This is a genomic window from Sphingomonas sp. GW821-FHT10C01, from assembly GCF_059415525.1.
Window position 1 is genome coordinate 19,443 of the sequence record NZ_JBWKNK010000007.1, and the last position, 14,697, is coordinate 34,139.

Genomic DNA, 14,697 nt, shown 5'->3' on the forward strand with positions numbered 1-14,697 from the left:
CGCCTCTAACCGGGCGGGCTTTTTCTTTCTGGAGCATCCCATGTTCAAGATCACCAACCTCACAAATTCGCCGCATGACCTGTTGATCCGCCTTCCGGCGTTGGGGACGGTGACCGCCCCGTTTGCACCGGACTATCTCGCAGCGATGGAAGGAATGGGGTATTTCCAGGTCGAGCCAGTCGAGGGTGAGAATCGGCCACCGCTTGAACCGGCTGCCGACCTGCCGGATCCGCTCGACCATGACGGCGACGGGAAGCCCGGCGGTGTCGCAGATGCTTTGCCGCTGACCGCAGACGAAGAGGCTGAGCTTATCGACGCGATGACCGACGATGAGCTGCGCGATTTCATCGAGCGCAAGTCCGGCACGCGCGCGCATCCGAACGCCAAGACTGAGACGCTTGTGAAGAAGGCCAAGGAAGCGGCCGGCGCCGAAGCCTGATGCCCTACACCATCCCCATGCTACAAGACTTCCGTGACCGTTTCCCGGCATTGTCGGCGGTGCCTGACGCCCGTGTAGAATACTGGCTCGCCCACCACGCTCCGGTGACGACGGATTGGAAGGACGACTATCAGCCCGCCATTCTCGAGCTGACGGCGCACAACCTGGTCGTGAACGACGAGGTCCCGGGAAGCGGGGAGGGCGGTGCGATGGCGGGTGTTACGCGGTTCAAATCCGCATCGATGGACGTCAGCTTCAGCGAGAAGGCCGCCAATGCCGGGCTGGACGGCGGCTATGACGCGACCAAGTATGGCCAGCGGTTCCGGATCTATCTGCGCCGGAACTGCGCCGGACCGCGGCTCGTCGGCTGCCCCTAATGCTCGCCGAACGCTTCGCAGGTATCGCGCGCGCCGTGTCGGATCGGTTCGGCGGGCCGTATCACGACGCGGTGCTGCGCTGGCCCGGTGATGCTGTGACCGATGACGGCGGCTCGATCATCGAGCCAAGTGAGCCGGTCGAGTTTCCCTGTTCGGCGCAGATCGATGTGGTCACCGAAGCGATGCGCGGGGAGGCTGGGTACACCGACAAGGATATGCGTGTCCTGATCCTGGCGCCGGGGCTGGGCAGGGCGGTGGACAGCGACGCGACGCTCGAGGTGCTGGCCGGTCCGCACGCCGGGACTTGGTCGATCGCTGGGCAATCCCTCGACACGATGGGCTTCGCGTTCGATGGGCGGGGGCGGCGGGGGTAGGCGGTCGCACCTCCATTCGCGGTATGTCTTACCCCGGTTGAGGCTACCCATTGGCTAAATACGACCTTATCCTCAGTTGGATATGTCGTTTTCGATTCTGCGAGGGAGGTTCGAATGACCGTAATCAATCCGGGCGTGGCGGGAATGCTTGCTGCCGCGATAAATGCACACACCCTAAAGTTGCTGGTCGACAAAGGTGTCATCGACGAGGAGGAAGCATTCGGAGTTTTGAGCGGCGCGCTCAAGAATCTCACTTCGGGCCAAGAGCGCGAGGAAGCGAAGAACGTACTCCGAGGCCTGATGCCGGGACTGAAAATCACGTAAGGTTCAAGTTGAACGAGCGCGGATCGCGAAGGTGGCCCTGCCCCTGACGGCGGTAACCACCGGGGCAGACGCGGCGGATAGGTCGCGCATGTCCCGGAGCGCCGAACGATGCCCCTGAAGGGCCGGAAAGCGCATGTCGCGCGTCTGCGGAAGCTGGCCAGCCCAGCATCTCTGCAACTAGTAGGCGCCGCACTGTTCGCCAGCGGCGAGGCGATCCAGGTCGAGGCGCAGCTCAGTATCACCGCAGGTGCAGTCAGCGGCAAGAACCATGTCCCGTCGAAGCCCGGCGAGGCGCCGAATGCCGACACGCATCAGCTGGCGGACGGGATCGTCACTCGCAAGACCAGCTTTCTCACCGTCGAGGTGGCCAGCACGGCGCCACACGCACTGATCGAATTCGACTGGGGCAATGTCGCCGCGCGTCCATACATGCGGCCCGCCCGCGACAAGATGAAGCCGCAGGTCATTCGCGACGTCGAGAAGGCGCTGAACATCGCCGTACGCAGGTCGCGCAGCACGGAGGCGGGGTGATGGCGAACCGAAAGTTCAAGCGCACGTGGTCGCGGCCGATGGGGCCGCTCACCAGCGAGACCTATCGAGGCGGTCGAACCTACCCGCTCAGTCCGGAGGTCGAGCAGCTGGCGGATGCAGCCGGCGCATTGGAGGCAAAGCGTGCCCGATCTACTCGTCGCCGTTGAGAAGGCCGCGCTGGCCTACCTGAAGGCGGACGCAGCATTCGTCTTGGTGATCCCTGCGGCACATATCATGACCTCCGATGCCGCTGCGACTCCTGCGAGGCCGTTCGTGAAGCCAGGCACGGCGATCGTTGGCCCATATACGGGGCATCGTCAGCGGAGGGATATCCGCTTTCCCTGGTACATCCGGGCCGACGCTCGGAAATCCGGCTCGGGGTCGGTGCTGGAGTTGGCACGAGACCACATGGGGCGTTGCGTCGCTGCGCTGTGCGATAGCCTGTACAAGGCCCGTCTGCCCGTTCCCGGCGGCACGGCACATTTCGAGCTCGTGAACGACATCCGGCGGAAGGTCGATGGCGAGGCCGATGCCTTGGAGGCGAACATCGAGTTTCGCGTGAAGGTGATGGCGGGCTGAGCACGCCGTCGCTATAGTTGTGCCGTGTCTTCCGCTCTCACCCGTGCACTAATCGAACAGATGGTCCGCAATGGCCTTCTCGATGCCGATGATATCGACGAGATGGCAACACGGCTCGAGCAGGCCGGGCATTCTGAAGATGCTCGCGCGTGCATGGCTGCCTTCGTTCAAGCCTCGGCGCCGACGCAGGCCGAGTGGGAAGCTCAGCAGCGCCGAGCGCAAATACGAGCCATCCCTGACGGCGGTAACCGCACAGACTGACCGACCATAGGGTCTCCGCGATTATGCGGAGATTGGTCAATGTCTGAGCCCGTCACTTGGGATTTTGCTCGCGTGAAGTTCGGCGACGGCGCCGACCCTGAGGTGTTCACGGTCGTCTGCGATCTCATCCAGGTCAACGTCAACGAGGCCGCTGAAACGCAGGCCCGGTCGCGCTGGGACTGCACCAAGCCCGGCGCGGTCCCGACGACCCGTCGCCGTGTTACCGGCACGAATTGGACAATCACCGGCACAGGACTCCCGGACAATGCCCAGAACGCGCCGCTTCGCGCACTCCTTGGGAAAGCGGTCAATTATCAGGCCGAGATGTACCGCAACGACGGTACCGACGCTGGCGAGCTCAAGGGCACCTATTCCGGGAAGGCTATCATGACCGCGCGCAACATCAGCACCGATCGTGCTGGCGATGCGGCACAGGAAATCACCCTTGAGGGCGAGGGCGCTCTCATCTGGACGGTGGAGCCCTGAAATGGCTGGGGTTCGCGGCGACATCCGCTTCAACCTGGACCTGACGCAGGTCGGTTCGAACGACATCGGCTCTTCGAAGATGCTGGTCAGCGTCGACCGCATGCTCTCGCTGGTCGCGGGCACCGATGCGACGAACAAGGCGAACGTCCTGTTCAGCGATCGTCGGACGCTCGCGGCTTCGGCAAACGAGGACATCGACCTTGCGGGTGTTCTGACCGATGCCTTCGGAGCGACGATCACCGCTGGCGAGATCGTGGCGATCCTTGTTTCCGCCGCTGCGGGCAACACCAACAACGTCAACCTGACTCGCCCTGCATCCAATGGGTTTGTTGGTCCGTTCCTCGCCGCTGGCGATGGCGTCTCGGTCAAGCCTGGGGAATGGCAGCCGTTCGTGTCGCAGTCGGGCTGGGCCGTAACTGCAGGTACCGGCGACCTGCTCAACATCTCGAACAGCGGCGCCGGAACTCCGGTCACCTATGACATCGTGATCGTCGGCCGCACGGTCGCGGCGTGATTTCGCTCGATAGCGTCGCCTTCGGTGACGGGCGATATACGCTCGCGCTGCCGCTCAAATGGATCACTGAGATTGAGCAGAAATGCGGCTCGGCCGATCGCGATGGCGTCCACCGGCCCAAGTCGATCTACATTATCCACGCCGAGCTTGAGGCGGGGCTCGGTATCACGCCTGACGACACCCCAGCCTATCTTGGCGGCGGTATGGCCCTGCCGAGCGATATCCGTGAGGTCCTGCGCTGTGCCCTGATCGGGGGCGGGTCGGGGATGGTGGCGGGCGAGGATATCAAGGTCGGTCCGAACAAGGCCGTCGATCTTGTCGATACCTATTTGCCGAACCCCGTCGTCGGCTGGGTCGAGGGTCAGCATCTTGCCTGGGCGATCCTCAACGCGACGATCCGCGGGCCGCAACTCAAAAAAAAACTGAACGAGCCGGAGGAAAACCCAAGCCCTTTGAGCGAGGACAGCTTCTCGCCAGCTGCGGACAGCTCGGGCTCGACTGGGAGCGGGTCACCCTCGCCGAGTTCTGGGAAGCGCTTGAGGCCCACAACGCGAACGTCGAAGGGCAAGCCGAAAAGCCGGACCTCGAACGCCTGAAGCGGTTCAGCGCGGCGCGAGTAAATTGACGGCGGTAACCCGAAGAGTTGGCCAGCGATAGCGCTCGCAACATGGCCGAGATCGATCCGATCATTCTGCGGTTGGTCGCTGAAAATGGCCGCTACCAAGCAGACCTGATCAACACGACCCGCGTGGCCGAGATGAATCTCGGGAGGCAGGAGCGTGCAGTCGTGTCGCTCGAACGCCAGATCAAGACGTCCTCGGCGCAAATCGGCGGACATTTCCGCGCGATGGCGGGTACGCTCGCCGGGGCCTTGTCCGCCCGCCAGGTCATCGCGATGGCGGATTCCTACACACGCTTCACGAACCAGCTTCGCGTTGCCGGCCTGGAGGGTGAGAAACTCGCCACTGTCCAGCAGCGCCTTCTCGCGGTCGCCCAGCAGAACGGTGTCGCGCTCGAAGCGGTCGGCACCCTTTATTCCCGTGCCGCGCAGAACCAGAAGGAACTGGGTGCGAGCACCTCCGACCTGATCGGGCTGACGCGCGCGGTCGCGGCATCGCTGAAAATCTCTGGAACCAGCACCACCGAGGCGTCGGGAGCTCTTCTCCAACTCGGCCAGGCCCTCGGGTCGCCGCGCATCCAGGCCGACGAGTTCAACAGTCTGCTCGACACCATGCAGCCGCTGTTGCGCGAGGCCTCGAAGTATATCGACGGTACGGGCAACAGCCTTTCCGGCCTTACCCGCAAGATCAAGGACACGAAGGGCGAGGGCGTGAGCAACGTCCAGCTCTTTCAGGCGATCACGAAGGCGCTGGGTGATCTCGAAAAGCGCGCTGCCTCTGCTGAACTGACGATCGGCGGCGCATTCACCAAGCTCACCAATTCGCTAACGGTTTACATCGGCGAGGCCAATCGCGCGAACGGCGCGGGCGCTATCTTGGCACAGGCGATGGAGGCGCTGGCAAGCAATCTCGACTCCGTCGCCGATGCCCTTGCGGTCATCGCAACTGTGCTGATTGGGCGCTATGTTGCTGGACTGGCGGCGACCACCGCGGCCACTGTTGCTCAAGGTGTCGCAACTCAGCGCCTTGCGGCTCAACAGGCATTTCTGGATGCAATGATCGCGAAGACGACGGCAACGAATGTCGTCTACGGGTCGTCCCTGGTCCGGACCACCACGCTGCTCGGTACCGTCGGCGCTGCCTCCCGCGCAGCCGGCGGGGCGATGCTCGCGGCGTTCGGCGGCCCCATTGGTGTGGCGACCGCCCTTGGGATTGCGGTCGTCACCTTGGTGCAAGCGCAGGACGATTCGACGGCATCGTCGCGGGCTCAGGCGGCTGCTCTTGAGGAGTTGAAGCCCGCACTAGATGCTGACCAAGTCGCGATCGACAAGCTGACTTCCGCGACAGGTAAGGCCCGTCTCGAGGCGCTGGAGCACGTGAAGGCCCTGCGGGCACAGCGCCAGGAGGCCATCGCGAGCGCGCGCGACGTTGCAAAGGCCGCCCAGGTCAAGCTTCAGGCCGCGAAGACCGAACTTGCCGCCCGCAGCACCTTGGTGACCGGGCTTTCTGCATTGAGCACACTTGCCGGCGGCCCGATTGGCATCGCGGGCGAGACCAAGGTCATCGAAGCGCAGGCCGGCTTCGACGCTGCGATGGCCAAGGTCGGCGCTTTGATCGATAGCTTCGACGCGCTCGGAAGCGTCATCAAGGCACCTAGCGTCGCGCCGACGCCCAGATCGGAGAAGGGCGACCCGCAGAATAATCCGCGCGGCCGGTCTGGTCCGACGAAAGTGGAGATCGAGCAGCAGAACGCAGACGAGTTGCGTCGGATCTATGCCGAGCAGCTCCAGGACGAGCTGGCGATCACGACCGACATTGAACGGCGCCGCGACATCCAGATCGAGCTTAACCGGCTCGAGTACGACCAGCGGCGCGCGCAGGTCGAAAATGACAAGAACTTCACCAAGGCGCAGAAGGAAGCGCAGATCGCGGCGCTCAACAAGCGCTTCGGAGTTGCAGCGTCAAAGGTCAACGGCGAGTATGTAGTTGGCACTCCCTCCTTTCTAGGTCAGGCGATTAATCGCGACGCCGAGGAGCGGTCGGCGCGAAATCGTGGGCAGGTAGCTCGCGACGAAGGCGCTGCGCTTCAAACTGAAGCCGAGCTGGTCGATACCCGCATTGCCCGGTTGGCGATCGAGCGCGCTATCCTTGCGCAGCGTGAGATTGAAGAACAGGCCGCGCTGGACGCTGCAATTGCTTCCGGTCAGGTCGCGGATGCCGTCAAGGCTCGCGCTACGCTGGAACGGCAACAGGCCGCGCGGCGTGAGAAAACCAACCGCGACTTCGAATCACCTCTCCAATCCTACGCACGCCGGCTCCGGAACAAGGGCGACAATATCGGTGACGAGGTCGAATCGCTCGTGGTGCAACGCCTGGACGAAGTCGATGACGCCATAACGGATGCCCTGACGTCTAAGCTCGGCGTCAAGGACCCACTCCTTAAGTCGCTGCTCAATCTGTTCATTCAGCAGAATTTGATCCGGCCCTTTTCTGATGCGCTCGCCAGCGCCGGGGCCGCAAACGGTGGAGGCGGCGGGTTCTTGTCCAGCCTACTGTCGCTTGGTTCTTCGCTTTTCGGTCGCGCGAGCGGCGGATATGTCGGCCCCGGTCAAACCGTGCGTGTCAACGAGCACAAGGGAGGTGCCGTTGAGCTTCTCCGCATGGGATCGCAAGGCGGGACGGTAGTTCCGTTGGGACAGGCAAACGCGCGTGCGGCACGTTCCGATTCTCGCCCGGTCGTGATTTCGTCGCCGCAATTCGATCTTCGCGGCGCGGTTATGACCCGGGAACTCTATGCGGATATCGAACGCATTTCGCGTACCAATGCTGGCCAAGCCGCAGCCGCGATGGGGAAGGCGGTAATGCAGAATGTGCCGCAGCGCCTCAGCCAGTTCCAGATCGATGGGACCTGACGGCGGTAACTAGCGTTCTAGTCACCGGATAGCTCGGTGCAATGCCAACCTACCGGGAATCCATCGTGGTGCGCATTGCCTGCGATCCTCCGGCCTTGTTCTGGTCTGGTTTTGGCGACCTGCCCGTTGGCATCGACGCAGTTGTTCCAGAGGCGGCGATTGCGCTTGGGGCCGGCGAGCTGATCAGCATCCCCGACTTTCAGCAGCTAATGACCGGGACCGCGGAGCGGCTCGACTTCGTGCTCGCTGGAGTCAGTGAAGAAGCTGTGCGCCTCGCGATAGATGATGCCCCATCGGTCAAGGGCGCCCGCGTAGACCTCGGACGCATCGACTTCGGCGAAGACTGGCAGCCACTTGGCCCGATCGAATGGGAGGCCGTTTTCGAGGCCCGTAGCCTAAAGGTATCGCGCCCAACTGCAAACGGTGGGCAGATCACGCGTTCAATTTCCCTGGCGATCGTAGCAGGCGATACGACCCGCTCCAGAGCCCCAAGCGCATATTTCACCGATGCAGATCAGCGCCGACGGTCGCCAACCGATGCCGCCGCTGTGAACGTGGCGGGATACACTGCCGGCTCTACGCGTCGATTTGGTCCTTCAAAGGAATGACAGAGGGCGCCCGACCCGACCTGGGTGTCTTCCTGAGGGCTGTCGCCAATGGCCGCGCTCCCTGGAACTGCTGCACCATGCTCGCCGACTGGGGGTTGGTGCTTGGGTACCGTGACTTCGCCGCCAATTGGCGCGGTATTACCGGCGACGGTGAATGCGAAGCTGCAGCACGCGACGCCGGCGGGCTTGCGGGGCTAATCAATCGCGAGATTGGTGACGAAGTTGCTGAAGCTTTCCCGCCCTATCTTCTCGGAGATATCGGCGTCATCCGATGTGAAGGTTTCGAGGCCGGGGCAATCTTCACCGGCGACAAATGGGCGGTGAAGACCGGCAAAGGCGTGTCGTTTGCCAGGATGCCTCGCGAGGCGATCGTCGCGGCTTGGCGCCCATGAGTAGGTTCGTCGGAGCAATCCTGGCCGCGCCGTTCTCGTTGATCGATCGTGATCTCGGTCGGGTTATTTCCGGCGTCACGCTGACAGCAATCGGCATCGCGAGCGGTCAACCCTGGTTGATCGCCGCAGGCCTCAACCAGTTTGCTTCACTGGTCGGTCAGCCCGCACCCAAACCGGAATCCGCTGAAACGGCCATCAAGACCCCACGGCCACCTCGGGTTTCCGCTTATGGTACGCGAAGGCTCTACGGCTCGGGCTACTGGGTTTTCGAGACCGCGAGTGATGGGACCGCCGTCGATGTCTATCCAGTCCATGATGGAGAACTGAGCGAGGTCGTCGGCTTCTATCTGAATGACGATCCAGTCACCCTCACCGGAAATTTGGTCAATCCTCAGCCCGACAAGCGCTATCACAATAGCGTCCGGATGTATTGGACCACCGGCGCTTCGCCAGGCGCCGGTATCCCGGCTGTCACCGCCAAAATTCCGAGCTGGACTGGTCGCGGCGACGGAGTGGTCATGCTCGCGGTGACCGCCGCGCCAGTGAAGGACAAAGTATTCCTGGAACGGTACCCCAATGGCGCACCGCTAGGCTCCATGGTGGCGAAGTGGCAGAAATGCCCGGATCCATTTGCCCCGGATCCGACCGACCCTGCGGGGTGGACCTACACCGAAAATGTGATCCGGCAGCTGATGCATTACAAGCTAGTGCGTGAGGGCGTCGATTATGCGACGAAGATCGCGCCAGCCATTTCCTACTGGCGAGCCGCAGCTTCTGTTTGCGACGAAGACATCGCGTTGAAGGGCGGCGGGACGGAGAAGCGCTACCGCAGCTGCGTTGCGCACAAGCACACCGACCCCCACAAACAGGTCTCTGGAGCACTGCTTGCCGCCTGCGACGGTTGGCTTGCCACGGGGCAGAATGGGGCGCTGATCGTCCACGCGGGCAAGTTTGTGGCACCGACCGTCAGTATCGGCCCTGACGAGATCGCTGCGTTTGAATGGGAGGGGGTGGGGGTCGATGACGACAAGGCAACGAATGAGCTGCTGTGCGTCTACGTCTCGGCGGCGCATGACTACAACACGGTTGATGCCACGCCTTGGACGGATGAGGATGACATCTCGGCGCGCGGCCAGGTGCTTAGCGAAACACTTGATCCGCAAGTCCCTAGCCATAGTCAGGTCAGGCGCCTGGCGAAGCGCAGGATCGCAAGGGCGCTGGCCCTACATCGGGGAACCGTCACCACCACAGTCGCGGGCCGTATCGTGCGGGGCCAACGCTACATCAATTTGCGTATCGAAGAGGCCGGATCAGTCTTCTTCGATGGCGTCGCGGAAATCGTGTCGTTGACCCGCAATATATCGACCGGCGGAGTGACCTTCGGTTGGGTTGCCGCTGACCCCAACATCGACGCATGGAACCCGGCAACCGAAGAGGGGGACCCCGCTGCGACCGCAAGCAGGGTCGCGCCGGCGCCACTTGAAGCGCCAGAGGTCACCGGCGCGCATGCCATCTATTCGGCCGTGTCCGACGGTGGGACAGGTGTGCGCGTCGAGATCGATGCAGATGGCCTGAACCGCGACGACGTCACTTGGTATGCGCGTTGGCGCACGGCCGGCGATGCAAGCTGGAACGAATCTGCCTATCCCGACCTGGACACTGGGCCATCGGTCACCTTGCTGACCGGCTTCGTCCCGGCGAATGCCACAATCCAGATCGCAGTCGCTTATGGTGTTGGCGACGGTCGCATCTCGCCGTGGTCGGCGACAGTCGATGTCGACAGCTCCACCGATACAACGCCACCGGATGCCGCTACGGTTCCAGTTCTCGTTTCGTGGTCAGGCACGATGTTGCTCGAGGTCGCCTCGATTCCACGGGCAAGCTCTTACCGTTGGAGGATCTACGCCGCCGACGGGACGACGCTGTTGCGGACCGTGAACACAACGACCCGTTCGGTCACCTATACGTCCTCCCAGGCGCATGCCGATGGGGTGCAGCGCAGCTATGTTGTCGATGTGGCGGGCGTGAACTCTGCGGGCTTCGGCGTTTCGGCGGCGACGGCGATCATCTCGAAGCCTGCGCTTGCAGCACCCGCGTCCCCAGACATCGCGGACGGTGCGACGGAAGCGGTCGCGAGCTGCGACCCGGTAACTGGAGCCTTGGGCTATATCGTCTTCTATGCCGGAAGCGCGGGCTTTGATCCCCTCACGACCGGGTCCGTGCTGACTGCGGCCAGTCCACCTATCACGATCTATGGCTTGGCCGCAGGGACCTACTACGGCCGGATCGCCGCCTATGATGGCTGGACAACCAAGCCCACGCTCCTGAACCTCTCGTCAGAGATCGATTTCACGATCTCGACCGGTGGAGGGAGCGAGCCGCCGCCGGGAGGCTGGGATGGCTCAATCTTGCCGCCTATGCCGGAGACGTGACGGCGGTAACCCGGGTTCGGCAACGGCCATAGCGTTGAATTATGTTCATCTTCCCGGCTCACATCTTCAATCCGACGAAGGTTCGCGCGGTGATTGAGCGCAAGTCGGTCACCGGCGGGGTGAGCCTCAGCGGCGTCGAAGACACTATGCTGACCGATGGTGGTGGACGTTGGGTGATCACCTATTCGGGGATCTCGCTCGACACGCCTGAAGCATTGAACGCCTGGGAAGCCTGGAACGGCCATCTCGCAGGCGGAAACACCGATGTGCTCGTTCCCGTTCTTTCGGTATCAACGGCCCCGCGTCCGGCGCTGGGCAAGGGTTTCGCTGAGCCCTCCGATATCTGGGCGAACAACCGCCTCTTCCCGACCGAAGTCCGCTTCGCCGCGCCTTACATCGAGGCAGCGGTGACGGCGAATGCAGCGTTGCGTGCGACATCCGTCGGCATCGCTGTTGCTCGAGGCTCGCCGATCCGCGGCGGTGAGAAAGTCGGTATCGGCAACCGAGTTCACCGCATCGGGCGGGAAACATCGCCGGGTCAGTTTTCGATCGAGCCGCCACTTCGTGCCGCTGTCTCCTCTGGCGCTGTCGCGAACTTCGACTGGCCCGTCGTCAAATGCCGCTCCCTGCCGGGCCAGGACTGGTCGGCCGATGTTGAATTCGGCCAGTTCGCGGACGTCGAAATCACCTTCGTCGAGGTGCCGTGATGGCTGTGACGATGGATATCGAGGTGCCAAGGAACGGCGATTTCCTGCGCACTTCTCAGCTTGTCGATGATGCCGGCGAGCCGATCGACCTGACCGGCAACACGCTTTTGATGCAGATTCGGCGGCTGCCCGGAGATGGCGGCGCGGCGGTTGCTTCGGGAGCCATCACGATCTGGCCTGGCATCCTCGGCTATTTCGACGAGCTGATCCACGGCGCCGATCTTGGGGCGGTTAGCGGGACCTATACCGTTGTGCGCTTCGCATATGACCTGCGCCGGACCCATCCCGACGGAATTAAGACGATCGAGCGTCGCGGCCATATCAACTTCGTCCCAGGAACCACCTATGGTTGAAAAGCTGATCGTATCCGGCGCGCGGGGCGCGTCTGCGACGGAAGTGGCGCGGCGGACCGGCGCTTGGGGCTCGACGCCCACCGACTCCGACGCAGTCGTATTGGACAGATTCGCGCAGTTCGCGATTGAGCAGAACCCAGGATTTCAAAGTGTCATTCCGGGGCCGGCAGACAATACCTTCTTCACGTTGGCCAGCTTCAAGGCCGCGCCGAGCTCGAACAGAACCGCGCGTATTGCGGGCGCCGCCGGTATCCGCAACGGTGACTTCTTCTTCGAGACAGGCGCGGCGCCGTACACGCCCGACGATCACGATATCATCGAGGCGAACGACACTTCCGCAGCGGTTGGCGCGTGGGTCAGGCAGCAATCGGGCAGCATCACCTATCGGGCGCTGGCGACCGGCGGGGTCCTGCGCTCCCTTGAGAGCGCGATCAATGATCGGGTGTCGGTCCTTAGCTTCATTCCCGAGAGCCTTCACGCGGGGATTGCCGCGCAGACCGACGTAACCGACCTGTCGGTGTTCGCCGCCAATGCAATTGCCACCGGCAAAGTGGTCTTCTTCCCTGCCGGCCGCTACCATTTCAATGTCAGCCTGCCCAACGGCGCCTGCCTGGTCGGCGAGGGCCGCGAATCCACCGTGATTCGTAATTACACCAACTCACCCGTGTTCACGATTTCAGATGAGTTTGAGAACATTCGCGGCGTGCAGATATCGGGGATGACGCTACGCAACCGCGACAAGGCTGAATACACCGAAGCTGATGGGATTTTGATCAACGGCCCTACCCCTTCCGGGGAGAATGATTACTTTATCTTCACTGATCTTTTGATCTTTCAGTTTCGCTACAATGTGAGGATGGAAGGGCGCTCGATTTGGAATCGTTGGATCAGGTGTAGTTTTGTCGAGGCAATACTCGACAACTTCTTCGCAAATGCAACGGACAATCAAGCTATCCAGATTTTTGACACCTGTCGGTGGGCGGCAGCGGGCCGCTATGGCTTGCGAGCTGATCACACTTTTGAGCCGTTCCTGTTGAACGGATGGACGTTCATCAACTGCAATTTCGAGAACAACCTATGGGTGCCGATACGCGTTGACGGCACCTTCGGAATCCAAAACTGGACCTTTATTGGGTGCTACAGCGAGGAAAATACGAACAGCATTCCATCTGGGACGTCCGACGGGGTGGTAAAGGCGGGTTTTCTGATGGTGAACACGCCATATGCTATTGGGTTGACCCTTCTGGCATGCACGTTCGTCAATAACTCGGGCCATCCAAACCCGGACTATTATGTATACGTTTCGGATGCATGCACCCAGGTCATCGGCAAGATCGAGATGTGCCGTGGCAATCCGGTCGGCATCATTTCTATATATTGGAAGCGTGGTCTCGATTTCGGCGTAAACTTCAACTTGACCTACGATATCGATCGCACGCTCGGTAGCAGATCCGCTGTCGAGAGCATTTCGCCGACTGGTTTTCAGCCAGGCTTGGAATTCTCCGGCGGGTCGACCGGCATCACCTATACGAACCGAGTTGGATACTATGTCGTCAATGGCGGCACGGTGACATTCCAAGCCTATGTCAGCCTGTCTTCGAAGGGGTCGTCAGCATCAGCTGGCGCGGTGCGGCTGACCGGACTGCCATATGCCGCGAAAGGTGCGACGAACTTTCTGCAAACGGTGACGGTGGTTCCGGGTGAGGTCACTACGACGAAGGCAGAGATCCACGGACAGATTTCGCCAGGGAACTTCTACATCGAGGTTCAGGGCCGAGAAGGTGGATCGATCGTCCCGATGACCTACGCAGAATTGGGTAATTCCACCGCGTTCCGAATCTCGGGCAGCTATATGATGTAATCCTAGCGCTGGTGGCGTGTCCCACTGCGCATGGTATTCTTGGCCCAGCTCTTGATGCGTTGGCCGAGCGGGACCGGGACAGGTCTTCCTCCTCGATATCCACCGACGTTACGCCCTGTGCGAAGATCGACTGGGTAACGATACCACGGCCCGCGCAGGTCGTCGGACAGCAAGGGGGTGAGGTAAGTACAGCCCTCGAAATAATAGTGCGTGACCTGGCTGTACCGGGTGCTTCCGGGATCTAGGATCGGCGCTCCCCCGTGCAAGATATTGGCGGACCAGATGAGGGCCTGACCGCGCTTCAGGTGGATTTCCTTACCGACTAAGCCATTCTCTTCGATCATCTTCGCGACGCCCGGCTCGTAGGCACTGCGATAGAGCTCGTAGGCGTCTCGCCCCTCCAGCTTATCGACGCCGAAGTCTTTGAGAGTGAGCTGTGGAAGGGTGTGTGATCCAGGGTAGACCATGAGCGGTCCGTTGCCGCTATGCGTGTCCTCAAGCGCGATCCAGACACCGGCCATGAACCCATGAGGCAGGCTGTCGAAGTGGATGGTATCGCTATGGATAGCCTGCTGGGTGCCCCGGTTGAAGTTGAGCGTCTGGAACGGGAACGGGCGCCTGCCGTAGAGTTGTTCAAGTAGGTCGAGGACCTGATCTAACGCGGCGAGATCGCGAACTTGTTTCCCAGCTTCCCCGGGCGTGCGCCAAGCATTCTCAATGCGCCCCGTCTGATCGAACCGCAGCCCGCTAATGATCTCATTCGCGATCACTTCGAACCGATCGACGTCTAGATCGATGATGATGAAGCCATCAGTGTTGAAGTCCATTTACTTGATCTATCATGGGAATGACTTCGGTCCAACGTTGATTGTGACGGCGGTAACCGGCTGACATCGCAGCGGCCATGCCAGTGGCATGAGCGACACC

General features: G+C 61.8%; 18 protein-coding genes. 17 read left to right on the top strand and 1 reads right to left on the bottom strand.

The window, feature by feature from the left end; genetic code table 11:
* Positions 1-40 precede the first annotated feature (40 nt).
* The 17 genes from AC07M1_RS18525 (at position 41) to AC07M1_RS18605 (ending at position 13,770) form a co-directional block, all read left to right on the top strand.
* Positions 41-439 carry a hypothetical protein gene (locus AC07M1_RS18525; RefSeq protein WP_495164119.1) on the top strand — a complete coding sequence of 133 codons (399 nt, stop codon included), beginning with the start codon at positions 41-43 and terminating at the stop codon, positions 437-439.
* Positions 440-456: 17 nt separating this feature from the next.
* The gene (locus tag AC07M1_RS18530) at positions 457-816 is read left to right on the top strand and encodes a DUF4054 domain-containing protein (RefSeq protein ID WP_495164120.1); all 360 of its coding nucleotides are present in this window, start codon (positions 457-459) and stop codon (positions 814-816) included.
* A gap of 35 nt (positions 817-851) precedes the next feature.
* On the top strand, positions 852-1,190 hold the full coding sequence (locus tag AC07M1_RS18535; RefSeq protein WP_495164121.1) for a hypothetical protein: 339 nt from the start codon (positions 852-854) through the stop codon (positions 1,188-1,190).
* Between the two features lie 114 nt (positions 1,191-1,304).
* Positions 1,305-1,514 carry a hypothetical protein gene (locus AC07M1_RS18540; RefSeq protein WP_495164122.1) on the top strand — a complete coding sequence of 70 codons (210 nt, stop codon included), beginning with the start codon at positions 1,305-1,307 and terminating at the stop codon, positions 1,512-1,514.
* Positions 1,515-1,622: 108 nt separating this feature from the next.
* Complete coding sequence (locus AC07M1_RS18545) at positions 1,623-2,045, top strand: HK97 gp10 family phage protein (RefSeq protein ID WP_495164123.1); 423 nt, start codon at positions 1,623-1,625, stop codon at positions 2,043-2,045.
* 141 nt (positions 2,046-2,186) lie between these two features.
* Positions 2,187-2,624, top strand: a complete 438-nt coding sequence (locus tag AC07M1_RS18550) for a hypothetical protein (RefSeq protein ID WP_495164124.1) — start codon at positions 2,187-2,189, stop codon at positions 2,622-2,624.
* 24 nt (positions 2,625-2,648) lie between these two features.
* Entirely contained in the window at positions 2,649-2,885 is a 237-nt protein-coding gene (locus AC07M1_RS18555; RefSeq protein WP_495164125.1) for a hypothetical protein, read from the top strand.
* Between the two features lie 39 nt (positions 2,886-2,924).
* Complete coding sequence (locus tag AC07M1_RS18560) at positions 2,925-3,371, top strand: phage tail tube protein (protein WP_495164126.1); 447 nt, start codon at positions 2,925-2,927, stop codon at positions 3,369-3,371.
* Between the two features lies 1 nt (position 3,372).
* Positions 3,373-3,885, top strand: a complete 513-nt coding sequence (locus tag AC07M1_RS18565; RefSeq protein ID WP_495164127.1) for a hypothetical protein — start codon at positions 3,373-3,375, stop codon at positions 3,883-3,885.
* The gene (locus AC07M1_RS18570) at positions 3,882-4,481 is read left to right on the top strand and encodes a hypothetical protein (RefSeq protein ID WP_495164128.1); all 600 of its coding nucleotides are present in this window, start codon (positions 3,882-3,884) and stop codon (positions 4,479-4,481) included. Before AC07M1_RS18565 ends, AC07M1_RS18570 begins: the two co-directional genes overlap by 4 nt.
* A gap of 71 nt (positions 4,482-4,552) precedes the next feature.
* Positions 4,553-7,417 carry a tape measure protein gene (locus tag AC07M1_RS18575; RefSeq protein WP_495164129.1) on the top strand — a complete coding sequence of 955 codons (2,865 nt, stop codon included), beginning with the start codon at positions 4,553-4,555 and terminating at the stop codon, positions 7,415-7,417.
* Between the two features lie 41 nt (positions 7,418-7,458).
* A complete protein-coding gene (locus AC07M1_RS18580; protein ID WP_495164130.1) occupies positions 7,459-8,025 on the top strand; it encodes a hypothetical protein in 567 nt (188 codons plus the stop codon).
* A complete protein-coding gene (locus AC07M1_RS18585; RefSeq protein WP_495164131.1) occupies positions 8,022-8,417 on the top strand; it encodes a DUF6950 family protein in 396 nt (131 codons plus the stop codon). The genes AC07M1_RS18580 and AC07M1_RS18585 overlap by 4 nt, the downstream gene beginning before the upstream one ends.
* Positions 8,414-10,849, top strand: coding sequence for a phage tail protein (locus AC07M1_RS18590; protein ID WP_495164132.1), 2,436 nt, complete (start codon positions 8,414-8,416; stop codon positions 10,847-10,849). The genes AC07M1_RS18585 and AC07M1_RS18590 overlap by 4 nt, the downstream gene beginning before the upstream one ends.
* Positions 10,850-10,890: 41 nt before the next feature.
* A complete protein-coding gene (locus AC07M1_RS18595; RefSeq protein WP_495164133.1) occupies positions 10,891-11,556 on the top strand; it encodes a hypothetical protein in 666 nt (221 codons plus the stop codon).
* A complete protein-coding gene (locus AC07M1_RS18600; protein WP_495164134.1) occupies positions 11,556-11,909 on the top strand; it encodes a hypothetical protein in 354 nt (117 codons plus the stop codon). Before AC07M1_RS18595 ends, AC07M1_RS18600 begins: the two co-directional genes overlap by 1 nt.
* A complete protein-coding gene (locus tag AC07M1_RS18605; RefSeq protein ID WP_495164135.1) occupies positions 11,902-13,770 on the top strand; it encodes a hypothetical protein in 1,869 nt (622 codons plus the stop codon). Before AC07M1_RS18600 ends, AC07M1_RS18605 begins: the two co-directional genes overlap by 8 nt.
* A 2-nt stretch (positions 13,771-13,772) precedes the next feature.
* Here the strand turns inward: AC07M1_RS18605 and AC07M1_RS18610 are convergent, their stop codons facing one another.
* Positions 13,773-14,597: a phytanoyl-CoA dioxygenase family protein gene (locus AC07M1_RS18610; RefSeq protein ID WP_495164136.1), complete on the bottom strand. Its 825-nt coding sequence runs from the start codon at positions 14,595-14,597 to the stop codon at positions 13,773-13,775.
* Positions 14,598-14,697: the final 100 nt, after the last annotated feature.